General features: G+C 38.5%; 21 protein-coding genes and 1 riboswitch. Of the genes, 17 read left to right on the forward strand and 4 right to left on the reverse strand.

What is annotated here, in order from left to right:
* Positions 1–4 precede the first annotated feature (4 nt).
* From ACLCDV_RS02035 to groL, 14 genes are all read left to right on the forward strand, one after another.
* Positions 5–463: a single-stranded DNA-binding protein gene (locus tag ACLCDV_RS02035; protein ID WP_046674796.1), complete on the forward strand. Its 459-nt coding sequence runs from the start codon at positions 5–7 to the stop codon at positions 461–463.
* Positions 464–708: 245 nt separating this feature from the next.
* Complete coding sequence (gene pheS, locus ACLCDV_RS02040; protein ID WP_333576911.1) at positions 709–1,749, forward strand: phenylalanine--tRNA ligase subunit alpha; 1,041 nt, start codon at positions 709–711, stop codon at positions 1,747–1,749.
* A 125-nt stretch (positions 1,750–1,874) separates the two neighbouring features.
* Complete coding sequence (locus ACLCDV_RS02045; RefSeq protein ID WP_317668625.1) at positions 1,875–2,450, forward strand: TetR/AcrR family transcriptional regulator; 576 nt, start codon at positions 1,875–1,877, stop codon at positions 2,448–2,450.
* A gap of 271 nt (positions 2,451–2,721) precedes the next feature.
* Entirely contained in the window at positions 2,722–4,131 is a 1,410-nt protein-coding gene (rlmD, locus tag ACLCDV_RS02050) for a 23S rRNA (uracil(1939)-C(5))-methyltransferase RlmD (RefSeq protein WP_411972817.1), read from the forward strand.
* An 11-nt stretch (positions 4,132–4,142) separates the two neighbouring features.
* Positions 4,143–4,541 (forward strand): hypothetical protein, encoded by a 399-nt coding sequence (locus ACLCDV_RS02055; protein ID WP_317668623.1) that lies wholly within the window; start codon positions 4,143–4,145, stop codon positions 4,539–4,541.
* A gap of 205 nt (positions 4,542–4,746) precedes the next feature.
* Positions 4,747–5,499, forward strand: coding sequence for a hypothetical protein (locus ACLCDV_RS02060; protein WP_317668622.1), 753 nt, complete (start codon positions 4,747–4,749; stop codon positions 5,497–5,499).
* Positions 5,500–5,700: 201 nt separating this feature from the next.
* On the forward strand, positions 5,701–6,390 hold the full coding sequence (locus ACLCDV_RS02065) for an OmpA family protein (RefSeq protein ID WP_411972818.1): 690 nt from the start codon (positions 5,701–5,703) through the stop codon (positions 6,388–6,390).
* A 314-nt stretch (positions 6,391–6,704) separates the two neighbouring features.
* Entirely contained in the window at positions 6,705–8,141 is a 1,437-nt protein-coding gene (miaB, locus tag ACLCDV_RS02070; RefSeq protein ID WP_317668620.1) for a tRNA (N6-isopentenyl adenosine(37)-C2)-methylthiotransferase MiaB, read from the forward strand.
* 36 nt (positions 8,142–8,177) lie between these two features.
* The gene (locus ACLCDV_RS02075; RefSeq protein ID WP_317668619.1) at positions 8,178–9,452 is read left to right on the forward strand and encodes a sigma-54 dependent transcriptional regulator; all 1,275 of its coding nucleotides are present in this window, start codon (positions 8,178–8,180) and stop codon (positions 9,450–9,452) included.
* A 63-nt stretch (positions 9,453–9,515) separates the two neighbouring features.
* Positions 9,516–9,977: an LptE family protein gene (locus ACLCDV_RS02080; RefSeq protein WP_317668618.1), complete on the forward strand. Its 462-nt coding sequence runs from the start codon at positions 9,516–9,518 to the stop codon at positions 9,975–9,977.
* 13 nt (positions 9,978–9,990) lie between these two features.
* A complete protein-coding gene (locus tag ACLCDV_RS02085) occupies positions 9,991–11,061 on the forward strand; it encodes a hypothetical protein (RefSeq protein ID WP_411972819.1) in 1,071 nt (356 codons plus the stop codon).
* Positions 11,062–11,073: 12 nt separating this feature from the next.
* Complete coding sequence (secG, locus tag ACLCDV_RS02090; RefSeq protein ID WP_120333071.1) at positions 11,074–11,487, forward strand: preprotein translocase subunit SecG; 414 nt, start codon at positions 11,074–11,076, stop codon at positions 11,485–11,487.
* 300 nt (positions 11,488–11,787) lie between these two features.
* Entirely contained in the window at positions 11,788–12,063 is a 276-nt protein-coding gene (gene groES / locus ACLCDV_RS02095) for a co-chaperone GroES (RefSeq protein WP_028070710.1), read from the forward strand.
* 165 nt (positions 12,064–12,228) lie between these two features.
* A complete protein-coding gene (gene groL / locus ACLCDV_RS02100; protein WP_070561631.1) occupies positions 12,229–13,866 on the forward strand; it encodes a chaperonin GroEL in 1,638 nt (545 codons plus the stop codon).
* Positions 13,867–14,006: 140 nt separating this feature from the next.
* Here the strand turns inward: groL and ggt are convergent, their stop codons facing one another.
* The 4 genes from ggt to ACLCDV_RS02120 all read right to left on the reverse strand — a co-directional run bounded on the left by ggt (position 14,007) and on the right by ACLCDV_RS02120 (position 19,146).
* Positions 14,007–15,707, reverse strand: a complete 1,701-nt coding sequence (ggt, locus tag ACLCDV_RS02105) for a gamma-glutamyltransferase (protein ID WP_317668616.1) — start codon at positions 15,705–15,707, stop codon at positions 14,007–14,009.
* 61 nt (positions 15,708–15,768) lie between these two features.
* On the reverse strand, positions 15,769–16,095 hold the full coding sequence (locus tag ACLCDV_RS02110) for a nucleotide pyrophosphohydrolase (protein ID WP_317668615.1): 327 nt from the start codon (positions 16,093–16,095) through the stop codon (positions 15,769–15,771).
* A 16-nt stretch (positions 16,096–16,111) separates the two neighbouring features.
* Positions 16,112–16,570, reverse strand: coding sequence for a D-aminoacyl-tRNA deacylase (gene dtd / locus ACLCDV_RS02115; protein WP_120333195.1), 459 nt, complete (start codon positions 16,568–16,570; stop codon positions 16,112–16,114).
* Between the two features lie 140 nt (positions 16,571–16,710).
* Positions 16,711–19,146 carry a TonB-dependent receptor gene (locus ACLCDV_RS02120; protein WP_317668614.1) on the reverse strand — a complete coding sequence of 812 codons (2,436 nt, stop codon included), beginning with the start codon at positions 19,144–19,146 and terminating at the stop codon, positions 16,711–16,713.
* Between the two features lie 54 nt (positions 19,147–19,200).
* Positions 19,201–19,326, reverse strand: a riboswitch (TPP riboswitch).
* A gap of 228 nt (positions 19,327–19,554) precedes the next feature.
* Here ACLCDV_RS02120 and ACLCDV_RS02125 point away from each other — a divergent pair.
* From ACLCDV_RS02125 to ACLCDV_RS02135, 3 genes are all read left to right on the forward strand, one after another.
* Positions 19,555–20,730, forward strand: coding sequence for an amidohydrolase family protein (locus ACLCDV_RS02125; RefSeq protein WP_317668613.1), 1,176 nt, complete (start codon positions 19,555–19,557; stop codon positions 20,728–20,730).
* 117 nt (positions 20,731–20,847) lie between these two features.
* Entirely contained in the window at positions 20,848–21,129 is a 282-nt protein-coding gene (locus tag ACLCDV_RS02130) for an acylphosphatase (protein WP_317668612.1), read from the forward strand.
* Positions 21,130–21,173: 44 nt separating this feature from the next.
* Positions 21,174–22,643: a lipopolysaccharide biosynthesis protein gene (locus ACLCDV_RS02135; RefSeq protein ID WP_411973923.1), complete on the forward strand. Its 1,470-nt coding sequence runs from the start codon at positions 21,174–21,176 to the stop codon at positions 22,641–22,643.
* Positions 22,644–22,674 lie beyond the last annotated feature (31 nt).

Consider the following 22,674-nt stretch of genomic DNA (forward strand, 5'->3'; position numbering starts at 1 on the left):
AATTATGTCAGGAGTTAACAAAGTCATTTTAGTGGGACACCTTGGAAAAGATCCCGAAATTCGCTATTTAGAAGGCAATGTCTCTGTTGCCAGTTTTCCATTGGCAACATCAGAAACGTATAACAAAGACGGAAAAAGAGTAGAACAAACCGAATGGCATAATATTGTTATGTGGCGAGGTCTAGCTGACGTGGCTGTAAAATATCTAACAAAGGGGAAGTTAGTTTATATTGAAGGTCGACTGAGAACACGTACGTATGAGGATAAGGAAGGTATTAGGCGATATGCTACGGAGGTTGTTGCCGAAACTTTTACACTTTTGGGTCGTAAATCAGATTTCGAACCAAACGCAGGAGTAAGCGCTGGTAATACAGCGAATACGCAGGCGCAAAAGGTCGAAGATAAAGAGGTGGAAGTTGATTTCACTGAAAATGACCAGGAGGATAATCCATTACCATTTTAATTAGAAGAAAGTTCTAATGATGTAAAAACTTTACTTTGATAGTCAAATCGATGATATAACGAAGAGCAGACAAATGAGTTTGCTCTTTTTGTTTATTGTACATTTTTTGCTGCCATTATCGCTTAATGCACAAATGTTCGAAATGCGTTTCGTTTTTATTTATCTTTTATCTGAAGTTTTAGTACACATTGGGCAATAGCCAAAATTTCTTTTTCGCGGAAATTTTGGCTATGTTTGCTTTAATTATGTTGCAAGATAGAATTACGCAGTATACTGAAGAAATTAAGGCATTTGCGCCAACTTCTTCAGCCGATGTAGAAAATTTCAGATTGAAGTTTTTGGTTTCCAAAGGGATTGTGAAAAACCTTTTTGATGAATTCAAAACAGTTACGCCTGAAGAGAAACGTACTTTAGGAAAAGTGTTGAACGAATTTAAGCAATTGGCAGAAAATACGTTCAAGGAAGCGCAAGAAAAGTTTGGATCTGAAGAAAAGCAAAAATCACAACAACTTGAAGGCGATTTAACATTACCAGGACAGGGTTTTCAGTTAGGATCTAGACACCCAATCTCATTGGTTCGGAAAGAAATCGTTGAAATCTTCAAGAAGTTAGGTTTTATTGTTTCAGAAGGTCCTGAAATCGAAGATGACTGGCATAATTTCTCAGCTTTAAATTTCCCGCCTGAACATCCTGCACGTGATATGCAAGACACTTTCTTTATCAAAAAACAAGAGGGTAATGATATTACGTTAAGAACGCATACTTCTTCCGTTCAGGTTCGTTTAATGGAAGCCGGTCAGCCACCTTTCCGTGCGATTATGCCCGGACGTGTTTATAGAAATGAGGCTATTTCGGCCCGTGCACACTGTTTCTTTCATCAGGTGGAAGGTTTGTATGTAGATGAGAATGTCTCTTTTGCTGATTTGAAACAAACTTTATATCATTTTGTCCAAGAAATGTACGGTGAGGGTACTAAAGTACGTTTCCGTCCTTCATATTTCCCATTTACGGAGCCCTCGGCAGAAATGGATATCTCGTGTACTATCTGTAAAGGTGCTGGATGTAATTTGTGCAAATACTCTGGTTGGGTAGAAATTTTAGGCTGTGGTATGGTGGATCCGAACGTGCTTGATAATTGTGGTATTGATAGTAAAAAATACTCCGGTTTTGCTTTTGGTATGGGTATCGAGCGGATTACTAATCTGAAATATGTGATTAAAGATTTACGCCTTTTCTCTGAGAATGATACACGTTTCTTGTCTCAATTTGAGACGGAATTAATATAAATTAATATTCGTAAAGATTATGGCATCACATTATTCTCCATTATGACGAGGTATGAGAATAATGTGATGCTTTTTGGTCTTTCATCTTTATTGCTGACATTCAGTATCCGTATTATCAAAATTACATGGAACCAGATCATATCATTGAATCCATAAAAAGAACTGCACGAGAGCTTTTTCGCCAAAATGGTTATCATAAAACCAGTGTGAATACATTGGCAAAAAAAGCCAGAATAGCGAAAGCAACTGTGTACAAGTATTTTGAAAGTAAAGAGATGATTTTGCATGCCATTTTGATGGACTATCTTCGTGCAAGTTTGCAGGATATTTTGAAAACGACCAAATATGAAGATGATATGGCTTCCTTTTTGGCGTCGACTATTTTGCGTGTAAGCCGATTGACGTATACGGCGTGCAATGAGTTGATCGGATGGGAATTTATTCGTGAGTCTGCCAACGCACAAGAATACCTAAAAACACTTTCTGAGGATTTGGAATTTTTGCTCCTAAGTACATTCATTCAGAATGAGAAAATTAATGAAGCAATTAGTGAAGAAAAACTAACCTTTCTGATCAAATCCAGTAAAAGTATCGTGTTTTCTTTTGCATTTACGGCTGTCTCAGATGCCGACGTGCGTAAAAATTTTATTTCCTTTCAAAAGGAAATCCTTCCCTATCTTGTTCAGGCAACGGTTCAATAACGTATTCAATTCTTTCTCTGTTTTATTTCTGAGCCTTACATAAGTCAAGTTTGAAGTGCACTGACTGTTCTCCTATTGAGTTGTTTCCAGAAAGTAGTTTTATGTTGATCGGATCAATTGCTGGGCTTTGTCTGCTTTGGATAATCTTGGTCCCGCTTGTCATCATTAACAAAAAGGAGTGTAGCTGGCTTATTTATAGTTGTGATAATCAACGTGTGTAAATAATTTATGCAGATGAAAAATCATTATAAAAATTGTATTTTTGCAGCCTATGAGTAGAAGAATTCCGCAAGAGAAAAAGTTCTTGAAAGATATTGCCATCATTGATATTGCCGAAGAGGGTAGAGGTGTTGGAAAAACCGAAGATTTGGTTTTGTTTGTAGAAAAAGCTGTTCCGGGTGATGTTGTCGACGTGGAGCTTATGCGCAAGAAAAAGAATTTTGCTGAAGCTCGTGTGACTAGTTTAAAAGAGGCATCATCTTATCGGGTAGATCCATTTTGCGAGCATTTTGGTGTGTGTGGTGGATGTAAGTGGCAGCATATGACATATGATGCCCAATTAAAATTTAAACAACAATCTGTCGATAATGCCTTGTCGCGTATAGGGAAAGTAGATACTTCCACGATGGAAAGTATCTTGGGTTCGGCGCAAACTGAATACTACAGGAATAAATTAGAATATACTTTTTCCAACAAAAAATGGTTGACTTCTGTGGATGAAGATGCATCCAAATTGGAAATGAATGCGTTGGGCTTTCACGTACCGGGGCGTTTTGATAAAATCCTCGATATTGATCATTGCTTTCTTCAGGAAGATCCTTCGAATGAGGTGCGCAATGCTATTCGTGATTTTGCACTTAGTCAAGGTATGACTTTCTACGATTTGCGTGAACACACGGGCGTGTTGCGTAATTTGATAATTCGTATTTCTTCTACTGGAGAAATGATGGTGATCGTTGTTTTTGCTTATCCGGAGGATGGGCAAATAGAGGCACTGATGGATTTTGTGAAAGAGAAATTTCCTCAAGTCGCTTCCTTATTGTATATCGTAAATCAGAAACGCAATGATACGATCTTCGATCAAGATATTCACGTATATGCTGGCCGTGATTTTATTTACGAAGAGATGGAAGGCTTGCGCTATAAAGTCGGGCCAAAATCTTTCTATCAAACGAATTCTGCACAGGCGTATGAGTTGTATAAAATCACCCGTGATTTTGCTGATCTGAAGGGAGATGAATTGGTATATGATTTGTATACTGGTGCCGGTACGATAGCGAATTTTGTGGCCAAGAATGCAAAAGAAGTTGTTGGGGTAGAGTATGTTCCAACGGCTATTGAGGATGCAATAGTCAATTCGTCAATCAATGATATTACGAACACAAAGTTCTACGCTGGTGACATGAAGGATGTATTGACTCCTTCGTTTATTGCTGAGCACGGTAAGCCAGATGTTGTAATTACAGATCCTCCACGTGCAGGAATGCATGCAGATGTTGTGGCGCGTTTGTTGGAAATGGAATCACCTCGTATTGTCTACGTTAGCTGTAATGCGGCAACACAAGCGAGAGATCTTGTGTTATTGGCGGAGAAGTACGAAGTAAAACGTATCAAACCGGTAGATATGTTTCCACATACACAACACGTTGAGAATGTCGTTTTATTGGAATTAAAAAAGTAATCGTATACATTATGGAATTAGAAGATTTATTTGCGGGATCTGCAAGAGAAGAAAATACGACGTCTACAGCGCAAAGTCCATTGAAGAGTCTGCAGGTAGATCTCGATTTTTATAGTGAATCAATTCGCGAAGTAGCATTAGAGATTGTCGAAGAAGGCTATTCCGAATATCCCATTTTTGTAGCTCATCAACATGAGGTATCTGTGGGGGAGGTGATATTGGATCGCAAGGAACTGAATACAAAATGGACAATTAATGCTTCTACATTGGAGGAGTTTGTAGAGATGAATATAGTACAGGAGGATCGTAAATCGTCTTTTATTCAAAACTATAAACCAGCCAAAGACTTTATGTGTTTGTTTGTTGTCGTTGCGGAAGGTGCTAATTTTGTTTTTTATCCATACAAATAGCGGACTTAAGAATATTTAAACTTTTTTAACAGTACAAGTGTCAAACTATTATTATTTTTAGCAAATAGGTAACGTGTATAAAGCGAATCATAAGATTAAAAATAAGTGCACATGTTATCTTTAAAAGTTGTACTGTGGGCCCAATTAATGGCTGTGAACTGTAATCAATGTAAAGCAATTGGGATAATTGAAGTGAAATAATAGGATGAAAATATTACAAATACATATACTAGGGCTTTTTTTGCTGTTATTTACCGGTTTCGGCGCGACTGCACAACAACAGCAGAAGGTTTCGGGGATGGTATTGCAAAAGGGGAACGGAAATCGGATTGGGGATGCTGTGGTACTTAATATGCGTACGCACAGGTCGACATTAACCAATTCTTTTGGTGTTTTTACAATTGATGCATCGGTGGGGGATTCCCTGTCTTTTACCAAAGTTGGGTATTCGCCTGTTAAAACTGTGTTGACAAACCTAAACGAGTTTTATGTGGAATTGCAGGAGGGGATACGTTTGGAGACAGTCATTGTTGAGCGGAAGACGAAGGAAGCTGAGTTAAATGATGCCATGAATAATTACTCGAAAAAGGGTGTTTATAATGGAGGTAAAAATAAGTTTGGAACTTACCTAGGTAGTCCGGCAACTGCATTGTATAATCTTTTTGGACGGGAAGCAAAGAATGCGAAGCGTTTTGGACGGTTTATGGACCGAGAAAAAGAGGAGCTGCAAGTTGATCGTATTTTTTCTCGTGAAGCTGTTAAAAATCTGACGAAACTGGACAGTACGGAATTGGATGCTTTTATGATACGTTATCGTCCATCTTTTGATCTTGCTGAACATTGGGGGCAATATGATCTGATGCATTATGTACAACAGTCGATGGAAGATTTTAATGCTAAAGGGAGGCCAAAGGGTTCGCTATTGCCGGATATTGAAGTAAAGACGCAGGAGAAATAAAACAATTTGTTTCTGTAGCTGTTAGCTTGTTGTAAACAAAGATAGCAAAGTTTGTAGCGCATTGGCTGCATTTGGGAAGTTTCACTTACCTTTTTTTCTGTTTCGTAACAAAAAAGTTGAGAAAAATATCTTTTGGCACTTTGTTTGATTTTAGTAGAACGGTATTTAGTTTGAATATTAAAAGTCTTAGATAGCATACATATGAAAATGAATAGAAAATTGGCTGTATTTGGTTTGACTGTTGCAACCTCAGCTATGTTATTTGGAAGTTGTTCTACCATCCAAAATACGAACAATACAACTAAGGGTGGAGTAATCGGTGGTGTTGCCGGTGGTGCATTGGGTGCGTTGATCGGCGGTAAAGCTGGTAATACGGCTATCGGTACGTTGGCTGGTGCTGCGATCGGTGGTGCTGCGGGTGTATTGATTGGAAAAAAAATGGATAAGCAAGCTGCTGAGATTTCTAAAACTGTTGAAGGAGCGGAGGTTACGCAATCTGCAGAAGGTATCGTGGTTAAGTTTGATTCAGGTATTTTATTTGATTTTAATAAATCAGACTTAAAAGCATCGGCTAAGGATAATATTGCGAATTTAGTAACTACTTTGAATAAAGAACAGGGGACTGAAATCTTGGTTATCGGACATACAGATAATGTAGGTACACTTGCTGCAAATGAAAAAGTATCTTTGGATCGTGCGAATTCGGTACGCGCATTTGCCGTATCTAAAGGTTTAGCGTCATCGCGTATCAGAACAGAAGGTAGAAATTTCTCTGAACCAATTGCAAGCAATGATACTGAAGCGGGACGTGCACAAAATCGTCGTGTCGAAATTGTGATTGTAGCTGGTGATCAAATGAAGAAAGAAGCAAAACAACAAGCAGGTCAATAAATAGCTTTTCGGGACTATGGTCTTTCGGAATCTATTTTTTTGATTATAAATCATAGAAAAAGCGTTGATAAACTCAGCGCTTTTTTTTTGAATGCCTGAGATTAGAATTCTTCGAGTTATCCATTTACTCCTAAAATTTGACAAAGGATAAACCATATTTCTGTCTGACAAACTGTCATTTTATGGATTTAAATTTCTAACTTTGTAGTCTTTGAAATAACTAAGAGCATAAAATTAGATCAACAAAAGATTGGTCATTGCTTTGGTTACGCCATTGAAAATAATAAAAATTATATTCTATTGAATATCGAGCTATGCTAGATTTAACACATACCACTAAAGAACACGACGAATCTCGTCAGGGTGAGGCATTATTATTAGAACAGGATCCGACGTTAAGTAATGGACGTAAACTGTATATTGAAAGTTACGGTTGCCAGATGAATTTTTCGGATAGTGAGATTGTTGCTTCTATTTTGTTGGATAAGGGATTTGAAACAACCAAGAATTATCAGGAAGCTGATGTCGTTTTTATTAATACCTGTTCAATCCGCGAAAATGCAGAACAGCGTGTGCGTAACCGTCTAAAGGAATTTGAAGCTGCTAAAGCAAAAAATCCCGGAATGATTGTAGGTGTGTTAGGTTGTATGGCTGAGCGTTTAAAATCGAAATTCTTAGAGGAGGAAAAATTGGTTGATGTTGTTGTAGGGCCAGATGCTTATCGCGATCTACCAAATTTGATTGATAAGGTGGACGATGGCGCTAAAGCTGTAAACGTTTTATTATCTAGAGAGGAAACGTATGCTGATATTAATCCTGTCCGTTTGAATTCAAACGGTGTAACAGCTTTTATTTCAATTATGCGTGGTTGCGATAATATGTGTTCTTTCTGTGTTGTTCCTTTTACACGTGGTCGTGAACGTAGTCGTGACCCACAATCTATCGTGAAGGAGGCCCAAGATCTTTTTAATGCAGGCTATAAGGAGGTTACGTTGTTGGGACAAAATGTGGATTCTTATAAATATACTGTTCCAGTAGTTGAAGGGGAGGAACCGGGTGAAACGATCACATTTGCTAACTTGCTTACAATGGTTGCTGAAATCAGTCCGCTTTTACGTATTCGCTTTTCTACTTCCCATCCCAAAGATATTACAGATGAAGTTTTATATGCAATAGCTTCGCATGAAAACATCTGTAATTATATCCACTTGCCAGTTCAATCAGGGAACTCTAGAGTATTGGAATTGATGAACCGTACCTATGATCGTGAGTGGTATATGGAGCGAGTAGATGCCATTCGTCGTATTATACCGGATTGTGCTATTTCCACAGATGTTATTACAGGCTTCTGTACTGAAACAGAAGAGGAGCATCAGGAAACATTGTCTATGATGGATTATGTTAAGTACGATTTCGCCTATATGTTTGCTTATTCGGAAAGGCCAGGTACTTTGGCTGCGAAAAGATATGCAGACGATATTCCGGAGGAAGTGAAAAAACGTCGTTTAACAGAAGTGATCAATAAACAGCGTGATCATAGCTTATATCGTTATCAACATTTTGTTGGAAAGGTATGTAAAGTACTTATTGAAGGATTTTCGAAAAGATCTGAGTTCGATTTCTGTGGCCGTAATGACCAAAATGCATTGGTGGTCTTCCCAATAGATCCTCGATTTAAGCAAGGTGATTATGTGAATGTACTTGTTGAATCATGTACTTCTGCGACCCTTTTAGGGAAAATTGTTGATTAAGAGAACTTAGATTGTTGTATTTCCAACTGGAAATTTATGGATAACCAAGATATAAAGAATAGATTTGGAATTATCGGTAATTCGCCGTTGTTGAATCGTGCTATCGATATCGCACGACAAGTGGCGCCCACCGATATTTCTGTATTAATACAAGGTGAAAGTGGAAGTGGTAAAGAGGTTTTTTCGCATATTATCCATCAATTGAGCTCACGTAAGCATGGCCCTTTTATAGCTGTCAACTGTGGAGCGATACCGGAAGGAACCATTGACTCTGAGTTGTTTGGTCATGAGAAGGGCTCTTTTACTGGTGCTCATGAAGCCAGAAAAGGCTATTTTGAGGTCGTTGATGGCGGAACAATCTTTTTAGATGAAGTCGGTGAGCTACCTTTGGGTACGCAAGCGAGGTTGTTACGTGTGTTGGAGTCCGGTGAATACATAAGGGTGGGATCATCCAAGGTGCAAAAAACAAATGTACGTGTGGTTGCCGCAACAAATGTGAATGTTTTTGAAGCCGTACAAAAAGGTAAATTTCGCGAAGATCTTTATTATCGTTTAAATACTGTGCCGTTGCGTGTGCCGTCATTGCGTGAACGACCTGAAGATATCAACTTATTATTTCGTAAGTTTATTGTGGACTTTTCTGAAAAGTACCGTACACCCGGAGTTCAATTGACAGAGGATGCTCAGAATATGCTGCGCAACTATAGCTGGCCAGGAAACGTGCGTCAGCTGAAAAATGTTGCGGAACAAATTGCGGTTTTGGAGAAAGAACGTGTTGTGGATGCATATACACTTCAGAATTATTTACCCAATGAATCCCGAACGAGTTTACCGGCGGTAGTTCCTTCAAACAATGGTGGAAAAGAGGATTTTTCAGAAAGAGATTTGCTGTATAAAGTCCTATTTGATATGAAGAAGGATATGGTTGATCTGAAGAAACTGGTAGTTGAATTGATTCAGAAAGGAGTCGATTCCAGTACATTTGATCAAAATTCTCCTTACATTAATCAATTATATCAGGAGATCGAACCACAATTGAAATCAGAACCAGAAAACTATAATACAACACCAACTTTAACCATACATTCGCCGGCAAATACTGCAAATGTATTGAAAAGCCCTGTTTCACAAGATGAATATCTGCAGGATGCCCAAGAAGTCGAGGAATCGTTATCGCTTGTTGATAAAGAATCTGATCTGATCAAGAAAGCATTGAAAAAGCATCGTGGTAAGCGTAAGGCTGCTGCGCAAGAGCTGGGGATTTCTGAAAGAACTTTGTATAGAAAAATTAAAGACTTAAATTTAGATTAAGGTTTACAGATGTTGTCAAAAAAAATTTTATATACTTCTCTCACGACAATCTTTTTGTTTATAATGAATAGTTGTGGGGTAAAATATGGATTTACGGGTGGGTCCATTCCTGAGGGAATGAAAACAGTCAATATTCAATATTTCGAAAATATAGCTCCTTTGGTTTATCCGACATTAAGTCAGAATTTTACGGAGGCACTCAAAGAGCGTATCCGTAATCAATCTCGATTGAGTCAGGTGAATCAAGACGGTGACGCTACGTTTGAGGGGTTTATTACAGAGTATACGATAAGCCCTGCTGCTGTTGAAGCCGGTACAGATCGCGCAGCTATGAATAGATTGACTATTACGATTAAGGTTGCTTACCATAATAAAATTAATCCAAAGGATGATTTTGAACAACCTTTTACTCGGTTTAAGGAGTTTGCAGGAAATCTTCAGAGTTCACAAGAAGAGACCTTGGGTAAAGAAATCATTCAAATGTTAACTGAGGATATTTACAATAAAGCGTTTGCTAATTGGTAATTCTATTTATAAGATGAATCTTAATCTAACATTACCCAATAACGAGCTTTTTTTTCAAGCAATTAACCATCCAGATGCTGTCGAAGAAGACATCATTTTGGCCTTGATTGAAAAATACCCTTATGCCCAGAGCTTACGATTCGTCTATGAGCGTAAAGTTTTTGTAAAGCATCATGTTGTTCAGAATTTATCGACTACATTACTTTATGCTTCTTCTCCCAGTTGGCTGTATGAATTTATGCATAGTAAATCAGCGGTAGCTTCTTTGCCAGTAATACAATCGGATGAACTTCTAGGGGGAGAGGAACTTAGCGGCGATAGTGGATTTGTAGAAGTTGTAGATGAAGAAGAAATGGCGGCTGAGCCAGTTTTAACTAAAGTAGAGGTTGATGAATTGGATCGTTTAATCCAAGCGGGGGTTGCAAAAGATTATTTTCGGTCAAACGATCAGCAACAGGATGTTATTGTCGATTCAGAGGGATCATCAGTTGTAATATCTACCCCAGAGGAGTCTGTTATCGATGCAAAGAACGAAGGTCAAGAACGTATTTCGGTCTATGATGATGATACCATGCCATACAGTTTCTTATGGTGGTTGCATAAGACGAGATTAGAATATGCTGATACCTATCAGCCCTATGTTAAATCCCCATTAGGGCCAATGAAGCCCTCCAATGACGATATTGCTAAAATTCATGAGAAACTAGATACTCAGCTACTCGATCAACAGATCCGGGAGAATATTTTTCATTTACAATCGCCTGAAGCAAAGTTGAGTGATGAGGTTAAAACGACAATCTCTTTTCAAATACCGCGTAAAACTGATGAGGTGATCGAAAAGTTTATTCGTGAAGAGCCTATGATTCAGCCTTTACAAGCGGAAAAATTAGACTTGGAGAATAAAGCTAGGAAAAGTTCGGAAGATCAACATACACTTGTTACCGAAACGCTCGCAAAGATCTATGTGGAACAAGGCTTATATCCAAAAGCAATAGAGGTTTACAAAAAATTAGTTTTGAAATATCCAGAAAAAAATGCTTACTTTGCGGCACGCATAACAGAATTAGAAAAGAAATTAAATTAATAACATAAAGAGATGCAAGGATTATTAATCGGTCTAATCATATTAGCTAGTATTATTTTAGCGTTTTTGGTTTTAATCCAAAATCCAAAAGGAGGTGGTTTGTCATCTGGTTTTTCAGGTGGAACGAATCTTATGGGAGTAAAACGTACAGGTGACTTTTTGGAAAAAGGTACTTGGATCATGGTTATTGCCATTATGGTGTTTAGCTTAGGTGTAAATATTATTGGCACATCACCAAGTACATCTAAAGGTGGATTGGGCGGTCAAATTGAAGCGCCTAAACAACAAGGTCCATTGAATTTGGGTACTGGACAACAACCTGCTGGTACTCCTGCGGGACAAGGGCAAGCTGCTCCGGCTCAATCGCAAGAAAAGGCCCCAGTGACTACACCGGCAACAAAACCAGCAGAAGAAGCTAAGAAATAGTTATCAATAAAGAATTATGAGCCCCGTTTGTTTCACAGACGGGGCTTTTTTATGTTGGATATTTTGTTTATGGCAGGCCTTCGCTATTAAATTTATTAGCATGTCGGTCGACAAAGTAAGACTGGCAGATTTGGAATGACAGTGTGACAGCAAAATGAATTTTTGTCGATGTAGATATTAACTTTTCTGTGAAAAATTGTCTTATAAGCTGCTTTATTTACAATTGGCATAAAAGATGATGGGTTTATAACGATTATAACATAAAAATAAATTCAATAACAGATAAAAAGTAAATTAATTATGGCATTAAGTATCAAACCTATCGGAGACAGAGTAGTAGTAGAAGCTGCTCCAGCAGAAGAAAAAACAGCTTCAGGGTTGTATATCCCCGATACAGCAAAAGAAAAACCATCTCAAGGTACAGTAGTTGCTGTAGGTACAGGTAAAGTTGACGAACCGTTAACTGTGAAAGTTGGTGACAAAGTATTATACGGAAAATACGCAGGTACTGAAATTACTTACGAAGGAAAAGAGTACTTAATAATGCGTGAGTCTGATATTTACGCGGTTATCTAATTAATAAGAAGAGGTTATTTAAAAAGAGCTTACTGGCTCAATTAAGAATTCAATAGGTTATTTTAATGAAGCTTTAAAAATAGACGTATTAAAGATAGAATTTATTTACAGTTCAATACTAACGTCTGATGATGCTTCTTGGAAATACTAAATACTCATAAAAAAATGGCAAAACAAGTAAAATATAACGTTGAGGCTCGCGAGGCCCTTAAAAAAGGTGTAGATACTTTAGCGAATGCAGTTAAAGTAACATTGGGTCCTAAAGGACGTAACGTAATTATTGAGAAAAAATTTGGTGCTCCAGTAATTACTAAAGATGGTGTTTCGGTAGCGAAAGAAATCGAATTGAAAGACGCTTTAGAAAATATGGGTGCACAAATGGTAAAAGAAGTAGCTTCCAAAACGGCTGATCAAGCTGGTGACGGTACTACAACTGCTACTGTATTAGCACAAGCAATTGTTGCTCCAGGTATCAAATCTGTGGCTGCAGGAGCTAATCCAATGGATCTAAAACGTGGTATTGACAAAGCTGTTGCAACTGTGGTTGCTAACTTGAAATCTCAGTCTCAAGAAGTTGGTCAAGACAATAATAAAATTAAACAAGTTGCTACTATTTCAGCGAACAACGACGAAGTAATTGGTGCTTTGATTGCTCAGGCAATGGAAAAAGTAGGTAACGATGGTGTTATCACTGTTGAAGAGGCAAAAGGTACTGAAACAGAAGTAAAAACTGTAGAAGGTATGCAATTTGACCGTGGTTATTTGTCTCCATATTTTGTGACAAATTCTGACAAAATGGAAGCAGAATTAGATAACCCATACATCTTGATCTACGACAAGAAAATCAGCAATATGAAAGAATTGTTGCCTATCTTGGAGAAACAAGTTCAAACTGGCAAACCATTATTGATCATCGCTGAAGATTTAGATGGTGAGGCATTGGCGACATTAGTTGTTAATAAAATCCGTGGTTCATTGAAAGTTGCTGCTGTTAAAGCTCCAGGTTTCGGTGACCGTCGTAAAGCAATGTTAGAAGATATCGCTATTTTAACTGGCGGTACTGTTATCTCTGAAGAAAGAGGTTTCAAATTAGAGAATGCTGAATTATCTTACTTGGGTCAAGCTGAAAAAGTTCAAGTTGACAAAGATAACACAACTATTATCAATGGTTCTGGTAATGTAGAGGATATCAAAGCACGCGTTGCTCAAATCCGTTCACAGATCGAAACAACAACTTCTGATTACGATCGCGAAAAACTACAAGAACGTTTGGCAAAATTGTCAGGTGGTGTAGCTGTATTATATGTAGGTGCAACTACTGAGGTTGAAATGAAAGAGAAAAAAGACCGTGTTGATGATGCTTTACATGCAACTCGTGCAGCTGTTGAAGAAGGTATTATTGCTGGTGGTGGTGTTGCATTCATTCGCTCAACTGAAGCTTTGGTAAACCTTAAAGGTGATAACGAAGATGAGCAAATCGGTATTGACATTATTAAACGCGCTATCGAAGAACCATTACGTCAGATCTGTAATAACGCTGGTATCGAAGGTGCGGTAATCGTTCAAAAAGTGAAAGAAGGAACTGCAGATTTCGGTTACAACGCACGTACAGACCGTTACGAAAACTTAATCGCTGCTGGTGTAATCGATCCAACTAAAGTATCTCGTGTAGCATTGGAAAATGCAGCTTCAGTTGCTTCAATGTTATTGACTACCGAGTGTGTATTAGCTGACGAAGCTGAAGAAAACCCTGTAGGTGCTGGTGCTCCTCCAATGGGTGGCGGTATGGGTGGAATGATGTAAGATTCATCCTTATAAAAAAAAACCTGTTATCTTAGATAACAGGTTTTTTTTATGCCTTGTACTTAATGACGCCTTCTATATTTCTCGTAATAATGATCGTACTCTCGAGGTGAATAATTAATAGTTTAATCATTTTTAATCTAATAACCTTTCGCTGTATCGTCTCCACGTGGATCGGCTCCTGTCTGTAATTTACCATTTGGTAAGACAAGTATATTCTCCACACGGCCGATTGCCCCTCTCGGATTTATCGTATAGCCATCTTTTGTCAATTGGTCACGTAAATTGGCATTGATAGCGTTATTTTCGACATCAATGCGATCAGGAAGCCATTGATGATGAAATCTTGGCAGGCTCACTGCCGATTGTGCATTTTGTCGGAAGTCAATAACGTTGAGGATAGTCTGAAAAACAGAGGTAATGATGGTTGATCCCCCGGGGGTTCCCACAACCATGAATAGTTTGCCATCTTTTTCTACAATAGTGGGTGTCATTGAGCTGAGCATTCTTTTGCCGGGCTGAATCTCGTTCGCTTTTTCCCCTGTAAGCCCATACATGTTTGGGACACCGGTCTTCACAGAGAAATCATCCATTTCATTGTTTAGGAGAAAACCTGCGCCGGCCACAAATACTCCCGAGCCATAAGAATCATTGAGTGTTGTTGTAATGGATACTGCATTCCCTTGCTCGTCTACGATATTGAAATGTGTCGTTTGTTCACTTTCATAGCCAGGAATGACATCTGCATTGACATCTTTGCTTAATGTCGCTTTACGGAAATTGAATGAATTGAGTTTATGTGCATTTGAGCTGGAGTCAATAAGCTGTTGGACAGGTACCCTAATAAAATCAGGATCTCCTAAATATTTGGCCCGATTGGCATATACATAACGTTCAGCTTCGACCATGACACGAATGGTTGAATCGGTTTGAAAGCCCCAGCGTTGAAGTGGAAACTGTTCGACTGATTTGAGCAGGGCCAAAAGAGATGTTCCCCCACTCGAAGGCGGCGGCATGGAAATAACTTTGTGCCCCCTGTAATTTGTGGAAATTGGGGTACGCCAAAGTGCCTGATAATCCAGTAGATCTTGATGATTGATAATGCCTTTCCCTTTGTCCATTTCGGCAACAATTAAGTCGGCCGTTTTACCTTTATAGAAGCCGTCTCGCCCTTCTATTGCGATTCTTTCCAGCGTTTTCGCGAGTTCCTCCTGTATAAATAGGTCACCGGTTTTCCAAGCTGTGGTTTTGATAATTGCAGCACCAGAGGGATTCAGCTTGACAAAACGATCTTTATGGCTTTCAAACTCATTGGCTTGTCGTTGACTGATTTTAAAACCTGTTCTGGCGAGCTGTATTGCCGGGAGTACGAGATCCTTCCATTGCAACTTGCCATACTTTTTGTGTGCTTCCCACATACCGGCAACAGACCCAGGGATGCCTGAGGCCAATTGACTGTAAAGACTCAACTCAGGAATAACATTACCTTGGGCATCGAGATACATATCCCGGGATGCTTTTAGAGGGGCTTTCTCACGAAAATCTAAGGCATCTAAATTACCCCGATGATCGCGGTAGAGCATAAAGCCGCCACCACCAATATTTCCTGCATTTGGATAAACAACTGCAAGAGCAAATTGGACGGCAACTGCAGCATCTATTGCATTCCCACCTTGTTTTAAAATCTTTACGCCCACTTCTGAAGCCAAAGGATGCGCTGTGACTACGGCAGCCTTATTAAAAGTACTGGCCTGCTCGACCTTAGAATTTAGCTGTTGTTTCGTCGCACAAGAGGCAAGGCATATGCTCGCTATGAGCGAATAGGTTATGAATTTATACATCGTATTCGATTTAAACTTTAAATATTATCACAAAGAGTTGTACAAACAATACGATCTCCAATTATTTAAGTTTTTCGTTGTTTTTATGGCGGTCGGCATCGCGAATTGATTTCTTTTGAAGATTTTGTTCCAGAGCTTCTGTTAGATCAATTCCCGTTTGATTGGCAAGACATATCAAAACGAATAATACATCGGCCATTTCATCTGCTAAATTGACTTCTTTGTCTGATTTTTTGAAAGATTGCTCTCCGTATTGCCGAGCCATTATTCGGGCAACCTCACCGACTTCTTCCATGAGTATGGCGGTGTTTGTCAGTTCGTTGAAATAACGTACTCCGGTACTATTGATCCACTTGTCAATAACTTCTTGTGCTTCTTTAATTGTCATCTTGTTCAATAAAAAATTAAAAGTTGTCCTTATCTTTTGTATCCATGACGATGGTAACTGGGCCATCATTCAATAGGTCGATTTTCATGTCTGCTCCGAATATGCCAAGTTGAACCTCTTTTTGGAGCAATTGACTTAACAATAAAGCCATCTCTTCATACATTGGTTTGGCTTTATCCGGTTTTGCTGCTCTGATAAAAGAAGGTCTGTTTCCTTTTTTTGTTTGAGCAAAGAGGGTGAATTGTGAGATGAGTAAGATATTTCCGTCTATATCCTGTATCGATTTATTCATCAGGCCCTGTTCATCCTCGAAGATGCGTAAGTTGATGAATTTCTGTCCTAACCATTTCAGATCTTCTGTTGTGTCTGCTTCTTCAACTCCTAATAAAATCATTAAACCCTTCTGGATCTGGCCTGTAATCTGATTATCTACCGTACAAGAGGCGTTTTTCACTCGTTGTATAACTGCGCGCATAATGAAAAGTATAAAACCAAAGGTAAAAATTCCGATTGTTAAACACGATGTAATGTGCAATTTATCCGCCATATTAAATGAAAAACGTCTCTTGCTTCCTCAGGAAAAAAGAGACGTTTTTTTATTTAAATAAATTGTTTCTAAAATTTGAAATTCAAGCCCAATAGGAAATTTGTTGGTGCCTGAGGGAAATAGAAATTATAATATTTTCGGGTATCACCTTCCATCCAGCCAAAGGTGTAGCCATTGGCTTCGTACTTCTCGTTGAGTATGTTGTTGACCTGTAAAGTTGCACTGATGTTTTTGATACCTAAAGCTGTAAAGCTATAGTTTGCTAACAGATTGTTGACAAAATAAGAGGAAATGCTCCTCTCTTTCGCAGATGAATTATCTAGATATTGTCTTCCTACAAATTTGGATAGAAGAGAGAATGTAAGTGATGTTATCGGACTATAAGAAAAATTACTTGACAAAATCGTTCCCGGAGATAAAGCAATGTCTGTTTTTGAATAAAATATCCTTGTATTACCTATAACCTCTTCAAAATCTTTAATTTTATTTTGGCTGAAACTAGCTGTTGCTTTCCAGTTGAACTGTTTGCTGATGTTCCATGATCCATCGAATTCAAGCCCCATTCTATAGCTATCTTTGACATTTTGTCGAATTGGAGAGCCCGTATCACTGATTTCGCCTGTTGGGATCAATTGATCTTTGTAAAACATACCATATCCATTCAATCCGATGTTGAATTTTTCATTTGTAAAGCGATAGCCAAATTCGATGTCCTGCATTTTCTCTGGGCTAGGGTCTGGTAAGGCGCTATTTTTCTCTATAAAATCCTTGCGAACAGGTTCTTTTTGTGCAAAGGCATAAGAAGCGTATACATTTGAATGGTCATTTAGCAAATATGTTGCCCCAGCTTTAGGATTCAAGAAATTAAACTTAGGATGATAATTATAATTTTTTACCTTATCGTCATCACCATACATGTGGTAATCTACATTCCGATATTGAATATCGGCCATTAATATCCACTTGTCTAGTTTGTAATCGACCTTTAAGAAATTACTGAAATCATTTTTTTGTGATTTCCCGAAGTAATATTTGTCGTCGAGAAAACCGGTTGATGCATATTGTGCCCAAATCACCTGGCCATAATGTTTTCCTTTGTATTGATTATAAGCTCCACCCCAAGTAATTTCAAGCTGATCATTCGGTCTGTAATTTAGGGCATAGGTCATGCCATAAAAATAATTATCAAGCCATCTCCTACGGACGAGATCTGTTTTTTGTATGGTATCTTTACCAATGATGACGTTAGGCAGACCGTATTTACTTAGTTTATCTCCCGGTCTCATTTCTTCATAGTAACCATAACCTCTTGTATAGTGTAGGGCTGTATTGAGTGTCAATTTGTCGTTCAGGATATTGGTATAATGAAGTTGATGATGTTTCTGCGTATAATTATCTGTTTGATTCTGATACGTATATAGATTATAATTCCGGCCTGCGTTCATGAAACGATCCTTCTCTGCGCCCGAGATTTCGAGTGCATTATCTGCATAGTCATCCATGCGCGATCGATCGCCAGTAATCAATGGTTCAGGAACGCCATTCCAGGCTTGATATGTCTTTTCTTTTCCCCAGAATACAATCCCTTTTAAAATATGTTTTTTGCCATAATAGCCTCCGTCCACATAGAAAGACTGTAAGTCTGAACTACCTCTCTCGATATAACCGTCGCTGCTGATACGGGATAATCTAGCATTGAAGGCAAATTTGTCGTTGATTAGTCCGGTACCTACCTTGACTGTATTTTTCCAGGTATTGTAAGAGCCAAATGAATTGTTGAGTTCTGCGTAAGGGGTTTCGACTAACGTATTGGACTGAATATTTAATGAGGCTCCAAATGATCCGGCACCATTCGTCGAAGTCCCAATACCGCGCTGAACTTGGATGCTCTCGGTAGAAGAGGCAAAGTCGGGAAGGTTTACAAAAAATGAACCCATACTCTCCGCATCATTTAAAGGGATTCCATTTAATGTTACGTTGATTCGTTGATTATCCGATCCCCTGATTGTCATTCCGGTATAACCAATGCCTGCACCGGCATCGGAATTGACCTGCACGGATGGAGTCTGATTTAAAAGGAATGGGATATCCTGGCCGAGGTTGTTACGCGTTATTTCTTCTTTGGAGATGTTTTTAAAGGTTGTAGGAGCATTTCTTTTGGCACGGGTAGATTGAACAAGCACCTCTTCCATTTGAATAGTACTTGGTTCTAATGCTACCGTAAGCTCCAAATTGTCTTTAACATCCACATTTCGACTCCATGTCTTATAGCCAAGTGATGATACCTGGATCTGGTGCTTACCTGCATTGATACGATATAGTTTAATCAGTCCATTTTTGTCCGATTGGCCAGTGATGGGTGCCTGTCCATCTATGGACACCGAGACATTCTGTAAGGGATTTTGATTGCTCTTGTCTATAGTTCTAATTGTCAGATTTTGTTGCGCAATGGCAATTTGGCTTGAAATAGTAGCTAAGGAGCTACAAATCAAAAATTTGATCATGGTAATGTATTTTGTTTGAGTTAAACAAATCATAGCAAGGGGTTACTATGACCGCACTATTTAACTAACCTCTCCCTACGCCAGCATTATCTGGATCAGGTGCACAGAATTTAATCTGTTGGGTATAATCTCAGCCTTTATTTGTGTTCCTGACAAAACAAGGCACCCCTATTCGACGTTGCGAATATATAAATTTAAAATTGAAATGAAGTATAAAGAAGTAATTTATGACAAATGGAAAAGTGCGGATTTATGATATTATTTCCTTTTGGTTAAAAATTTATGGAAATTGTTGTTTTTGGTATATATTGTTCTTTTTAGGTACCTTGGCATGAATTTTTCTACTAGAGGTATGTATTTATACAGGTCAAAAAATTTTAGTTACTAAATTGATAGTGAGGAGATAAAATGTTAAAATATTTAAGCGCTAATTATATTCTACCGATTACTTCAATGCCGATAAAAGACGGTATTGTTTCGGTAGATGAGGAGGGAGTAATTCAAGGTATCTATGACCCAACTTCATTTACACCTGCAGATAAAGTTAAGGTTGAGAAATATGAAGGAGTGATAATTCCAGGTTTTATCAATTCACATTGCCACATTGAATTGTCGCATATGAAAGGTATTGTTCCTAAAGGGACAGGACTTCCAAGCTTTCTGAGTAAGGTGATGACTACGCGATCGGCATCGATGAAGAAAATCGACGATGCGATGGCTAAAGCCGATAGAGAGATGTACGAAAATGGTATTGTCGCAGTCGGAGATCACGCCAACACTGATAATTCATCAAAATTAAAGGAAGATTCTCAGATCCTGTATCACACGTTTGTGGAGGTGCTTGGAATTGAACCTGATGAAGCGGACTTTAAATTAAAGGAGGCTAAATCATTGACCCAGGAGTTTAGGAATGGCCATGTATCGATTACGCCACATGCCCCATACTCGTGTTCGAAGGTACTTTTCAAAAAGTTCAAGAAGATGGTTTCGGAAACAAATATTATCAGTATTCACAATCAAGAAAGTGAAGAGGAGAATAAACTGTTCCGTTATAAAATGGGTGAGTTCTTGGACTTTTATAAAAGTATAGGGAAAAATGCTGATGCGATTAAGGCGCAGGCAAGAAATTCGATTCAGTCTTATCTTCCTTATTTGCCTTATCCAAATAAATTATTGTTGGTTCATAACACCTATACCTCTCTTAAAGATTTGGATTTTGTAGAACGTATGGACCGTGATGTGATGTGGTGTCTCTGTCCAAAGGCCAACCTTTATATTGAGGGAACATTACCAAAGGTTCAGAATTTTATGAATGCCGGACAGCGTTTAGTCATCGGAACAGACAGTTTAGCTTCAAACGATACATTGTCCATTTTGGAGGAGCTAAAAGTGTTGCATGCGCACTTTGAGGATCTCGACTTCTTGCAGACCATTCAATGGGCCACAATCAATGGTGCTATCGCGTTGAACATTGAGGATGAATTTGGGTCACTCGAAGTGGGTAAAAAACCTGGGATTGTGTTGTTGGAAGGGATGGAACACATGCGCCTCAATGAAGATGTTAAGGTAAAACGTTTAGCGTAGTATTTAATTCCCCAAACTTCTGTACTTTTGCTCTTATTGAACCGTTCATGACTTTAATAACAACACTATAGTCATGGTAAATTCCATCTGACCGATGGAAGAAAAAATAAGTTACAGATGAAACATTTGAATATTTCAATAAGAGGTAAAGTACAGGGAGTCTTTTTTAGATTGACAGCCAAGGCGGTTGCAGATCAAGTGGGTGTTAGGGGCTTTGTTGTCAATTTAAAAGATGGTTCTGTTTATATCGAGGGCGAGGGCGACGATTTTGCACTAGATTCACTGTTGGAGTTCTGCCAAGAAGGGCCCGAGGGTGCAATCGTTGAAAGTGTTGAGGTAAAGGAAGGCGAAATGAAGGGCTTTTCCAATTTTGAAGTAGTTAAAAGAGTTCAATCTTAAGCCGTTTCGCCTTGTCAGTACTTAAAAAATTCGCCGGACAGACCATGATTTATGGACTGAGTACGATTATAGCCCGTATGCTGTATTTCGTCATGACGCCATTGTATGTCCTCAAATACCCACCTGCTTCTTACGGAATATTTACCAACATGTACGCCTGGGCATCCATGATCAATGCTGTTTTGGCATTTGGTATGGAAACTACTTTTTTTAGGTTTCTCCAAAAAGTCGAAGAAAAGGATAAAAAGCAGGTTTTCAATAATAGTTTTATCGTCATTGCCTTTTTGGCTACATTATTTTTTATAACGGCCATTGTCTTTGCGGGCACCATTGGTAGTTGGTTGAATAAGGGAACTTACAATGCCGATTACGAGAGTTATGTAAAATATTTCGCCCTCATATTGGCATTGGATGCATTAGCTATTGTTCCTTTTGCGAAATTGAGATCGGAGGGAAGGCCTATTCGATTTGGTACTATCAAATTGGCCAACATCGGTATTATGGTTCTTCTTAACCTATTCTTTATTGCGCTAGTTCCCTATCTGATAAAAGATGGTGGTACTTTGGGTACTTGGTGTTCCGGTTGGTATAGAAATGAATGGATAGGTTATGTATTTATTTCTAATATTGTGGCAAGTGCAGCAACCTTTCTATTGCTCCTTCCTGAAATGAGGGGTTTCTATTTTAAACCGGAAAAGCAGCTAATCTTAAAGATGCTATCGTATAGCTTTCCGATTTTAGTAGCTAATATTTCTTATATCATCAACGAAAATTTAGATAAAATTGTGTTGCCAATCTACCTGCCTAAGGATATTGGTGATCGCGATCTGGGGATCTATGGGGCCGTTGGGAAATTAGCAATGTTTCTGAGCATTTTTGTTCAGGCTTTTCGATTGGGCGCCGAACCATTTTTCTTTTCTTATGCAAAAAATGCTAATGCAAAGAAGACCTATGCGTTGATTATGGAATATTTCGTAATTGCCATGATGTTAGTTATGCTGGGGATTACAGCTAATATTGACTGGCTGAAGTATTTTATTAAAGGAAATGTGGAAACTCGTGACTTATATTGGTCTGGACTTTTCATCGTTCCGCTATTACTATTCAATTATGTGCTGTTGGGAATCTATATGAATCTTTCGGTCTGGTATAAGCTTTCTGACCAAACACGTTACGCTTTGTATATTTCATTGGTAGGCGCAGGAATTACCATCGTTGCAAATTATTATCTGATCCCAAGATACAGTTATGTGGGCGCATCAATAGTCACATTTCTGGCCTACTTTTCTATGGTTGTGCTATCTTATGTATGGGGGCAAAAACATTATCCTATACCTTATAAATTGGGCAAGATCCTGATGTATATATTCGCGGGAATATGTTTCTCCTACCTTTCTTACTTTGTGTTTAATCATAATGTCTTCGTTGGTAATGGGCTTTTAGTTGCTTACATTGGAGGTGTATTTTTGATGGAACGAAATCAGCTCAAGCGATTCGTAAATAAAGATGCTTAACAGAAAAAAGGTCGTGCTAATGTTAACTTAG

The sequence above is a fragment of the Sphingobacterium sp. Lzh-3 genome (genome assembly GCF_046764375.1).
GTDB lineage: Bacteria > Bacteroidota > Bacteroidia > Sphingobacteriales > Sphingobacteriaceae > Sphingobacterium.

Coding starts and splice junctions, on each gene's coding strand:
- ggt (WP_317668616.1), bottom strand. CDS start 15,707: ATGTATAAATTCATAACCTATTCGCTCATAGCGAGCATATGCCTTGCC.
- ACLCDV_RS02045 (WP_317668625.1), top strand. CDS start 1,875: ATGGAACCAGATCATATCATTGAATCCATAAAAAGAACTGCACGAGAG.
- rlmD (WP_411972817.1), top strand. CDS start 2,722: ATGAGTAGAAGAATTCCGCAAGAGAAAAAGTTCTTGAAAGATATTGCC.
- miaB (WP_317668620.1), top strand. CDS start 6,705: ATGCTAGATTTAACACATACCACTAAAGAACACGACGAATCTCGTCAG.
- ACLCDV_RS02055 (WP_317668623.1), top strand. CDS start 4,143: ATGGAATTAGAAGATTTATTTGCGGGATCTGCAAGAGAAGAAAATACG.
- ACLCDV_RS02130 (WP_317668612.1), top strand. CDS start 20,848: ATGAAACATTTGAATATTTCAATAAGAGGTAAAGTACAGGGAGTCTTT.
- ACLCDV_RS02065 (WP_411972818.1), top strand. CDS start 5,701: ATGAAAATGAATAGAAAATTGGCTGTATTTGGTTTGACTGTTGCAACC.
- pheS (WP_333576911.1), top strand. CDS start 709: ATGTTGCAAGATAGAATTACGCAGTATACTGAAGAAATTAAGGCATTT.
- ACLCDV_RS02085 (WP_411972819.1), top strand. CDS start 9,991: ATGAATCTTAATCTAACATTACCCAATAACGAGCTTTTTTTTCAAGCA.
- ACLCDV_RS02125 (WP_317668613.1), top strand. CDS start 19,555: ATGTTAAAATATTTAAGCGCTAATTATATTCTACCGATTACTTCAATG.
- ACLCDV_RS02120 (WP_317668614.1), bottom strand. CDS start 19,146: ATGATCAAATTTTTGATTTGTAGCTCCTTAGCTACTATTTCAAGCCAA.
- groL (WP_070561631.1), top strand. CDS start 12,229: ATGGCAAAACAAGTAAAATATAACGTTGAGGCTCGCGAGGCCCTTAAA.
- dtd (WP_120333195.1), bottom strand. CDS start 16,570: ATGCGCGCAGTTATACAACGAGTGAAAAACGCCTCTTGTACGGTAGAT.
- ACLCDV_RS02060 (WP_317668622.1), top strand. CDS start 4,747: ATGAAAATATTACAAATACATATACTAGGGCTTTTTTTGCTGTTATTT.
- groES (WP_028070710.1), top strand. CDS start 11,788: ATGGCATTAAGTATCAAACCTATCGGAGACAGAGTAGTAGTAGAAGCT.
- ACLCDV_RS02110 (WP_317668615.1), bottom strand. CDS start 16,095: ATGACAATTAAAGAAGCACAAGAAGTTATTGACAAGTGGATCAATAGT.
- ACLCDV_RS02135 (WP_411973923.1), top strand. CDS start 21,174: ATGATTTATGGACTGAGTACGATTATAGCCCGTATGCTGTATTTCGTC.
- ACLCDV_RS02080 (WP_317668618.1), top strand. CDS start 9,516: ATGAATAGTTGTGGGGTAAAATATGGATTTACGGGTGGGTCCATTCCT.
- ACLCDV_RS02035 (WP_046674796.1), top strand. CDS start 5: ATGTCAGGAGTTAACAAAGTCATTTTAGTGGGACACCTTGGAAAAGAT.
- secG (WP_120333071.1), top strand. CDS start 11,074: ATGCAAGGATTATTAATCGGTCTAATCATATTAGCTAGTATTATTTTA.
- ACLCDV_RS02075 (WP_317668619.1), top strand. CDS start 8,178: ATGGATAACCAAGATATAAAGAATAGATTTGGAATTATCGGTAATTCG.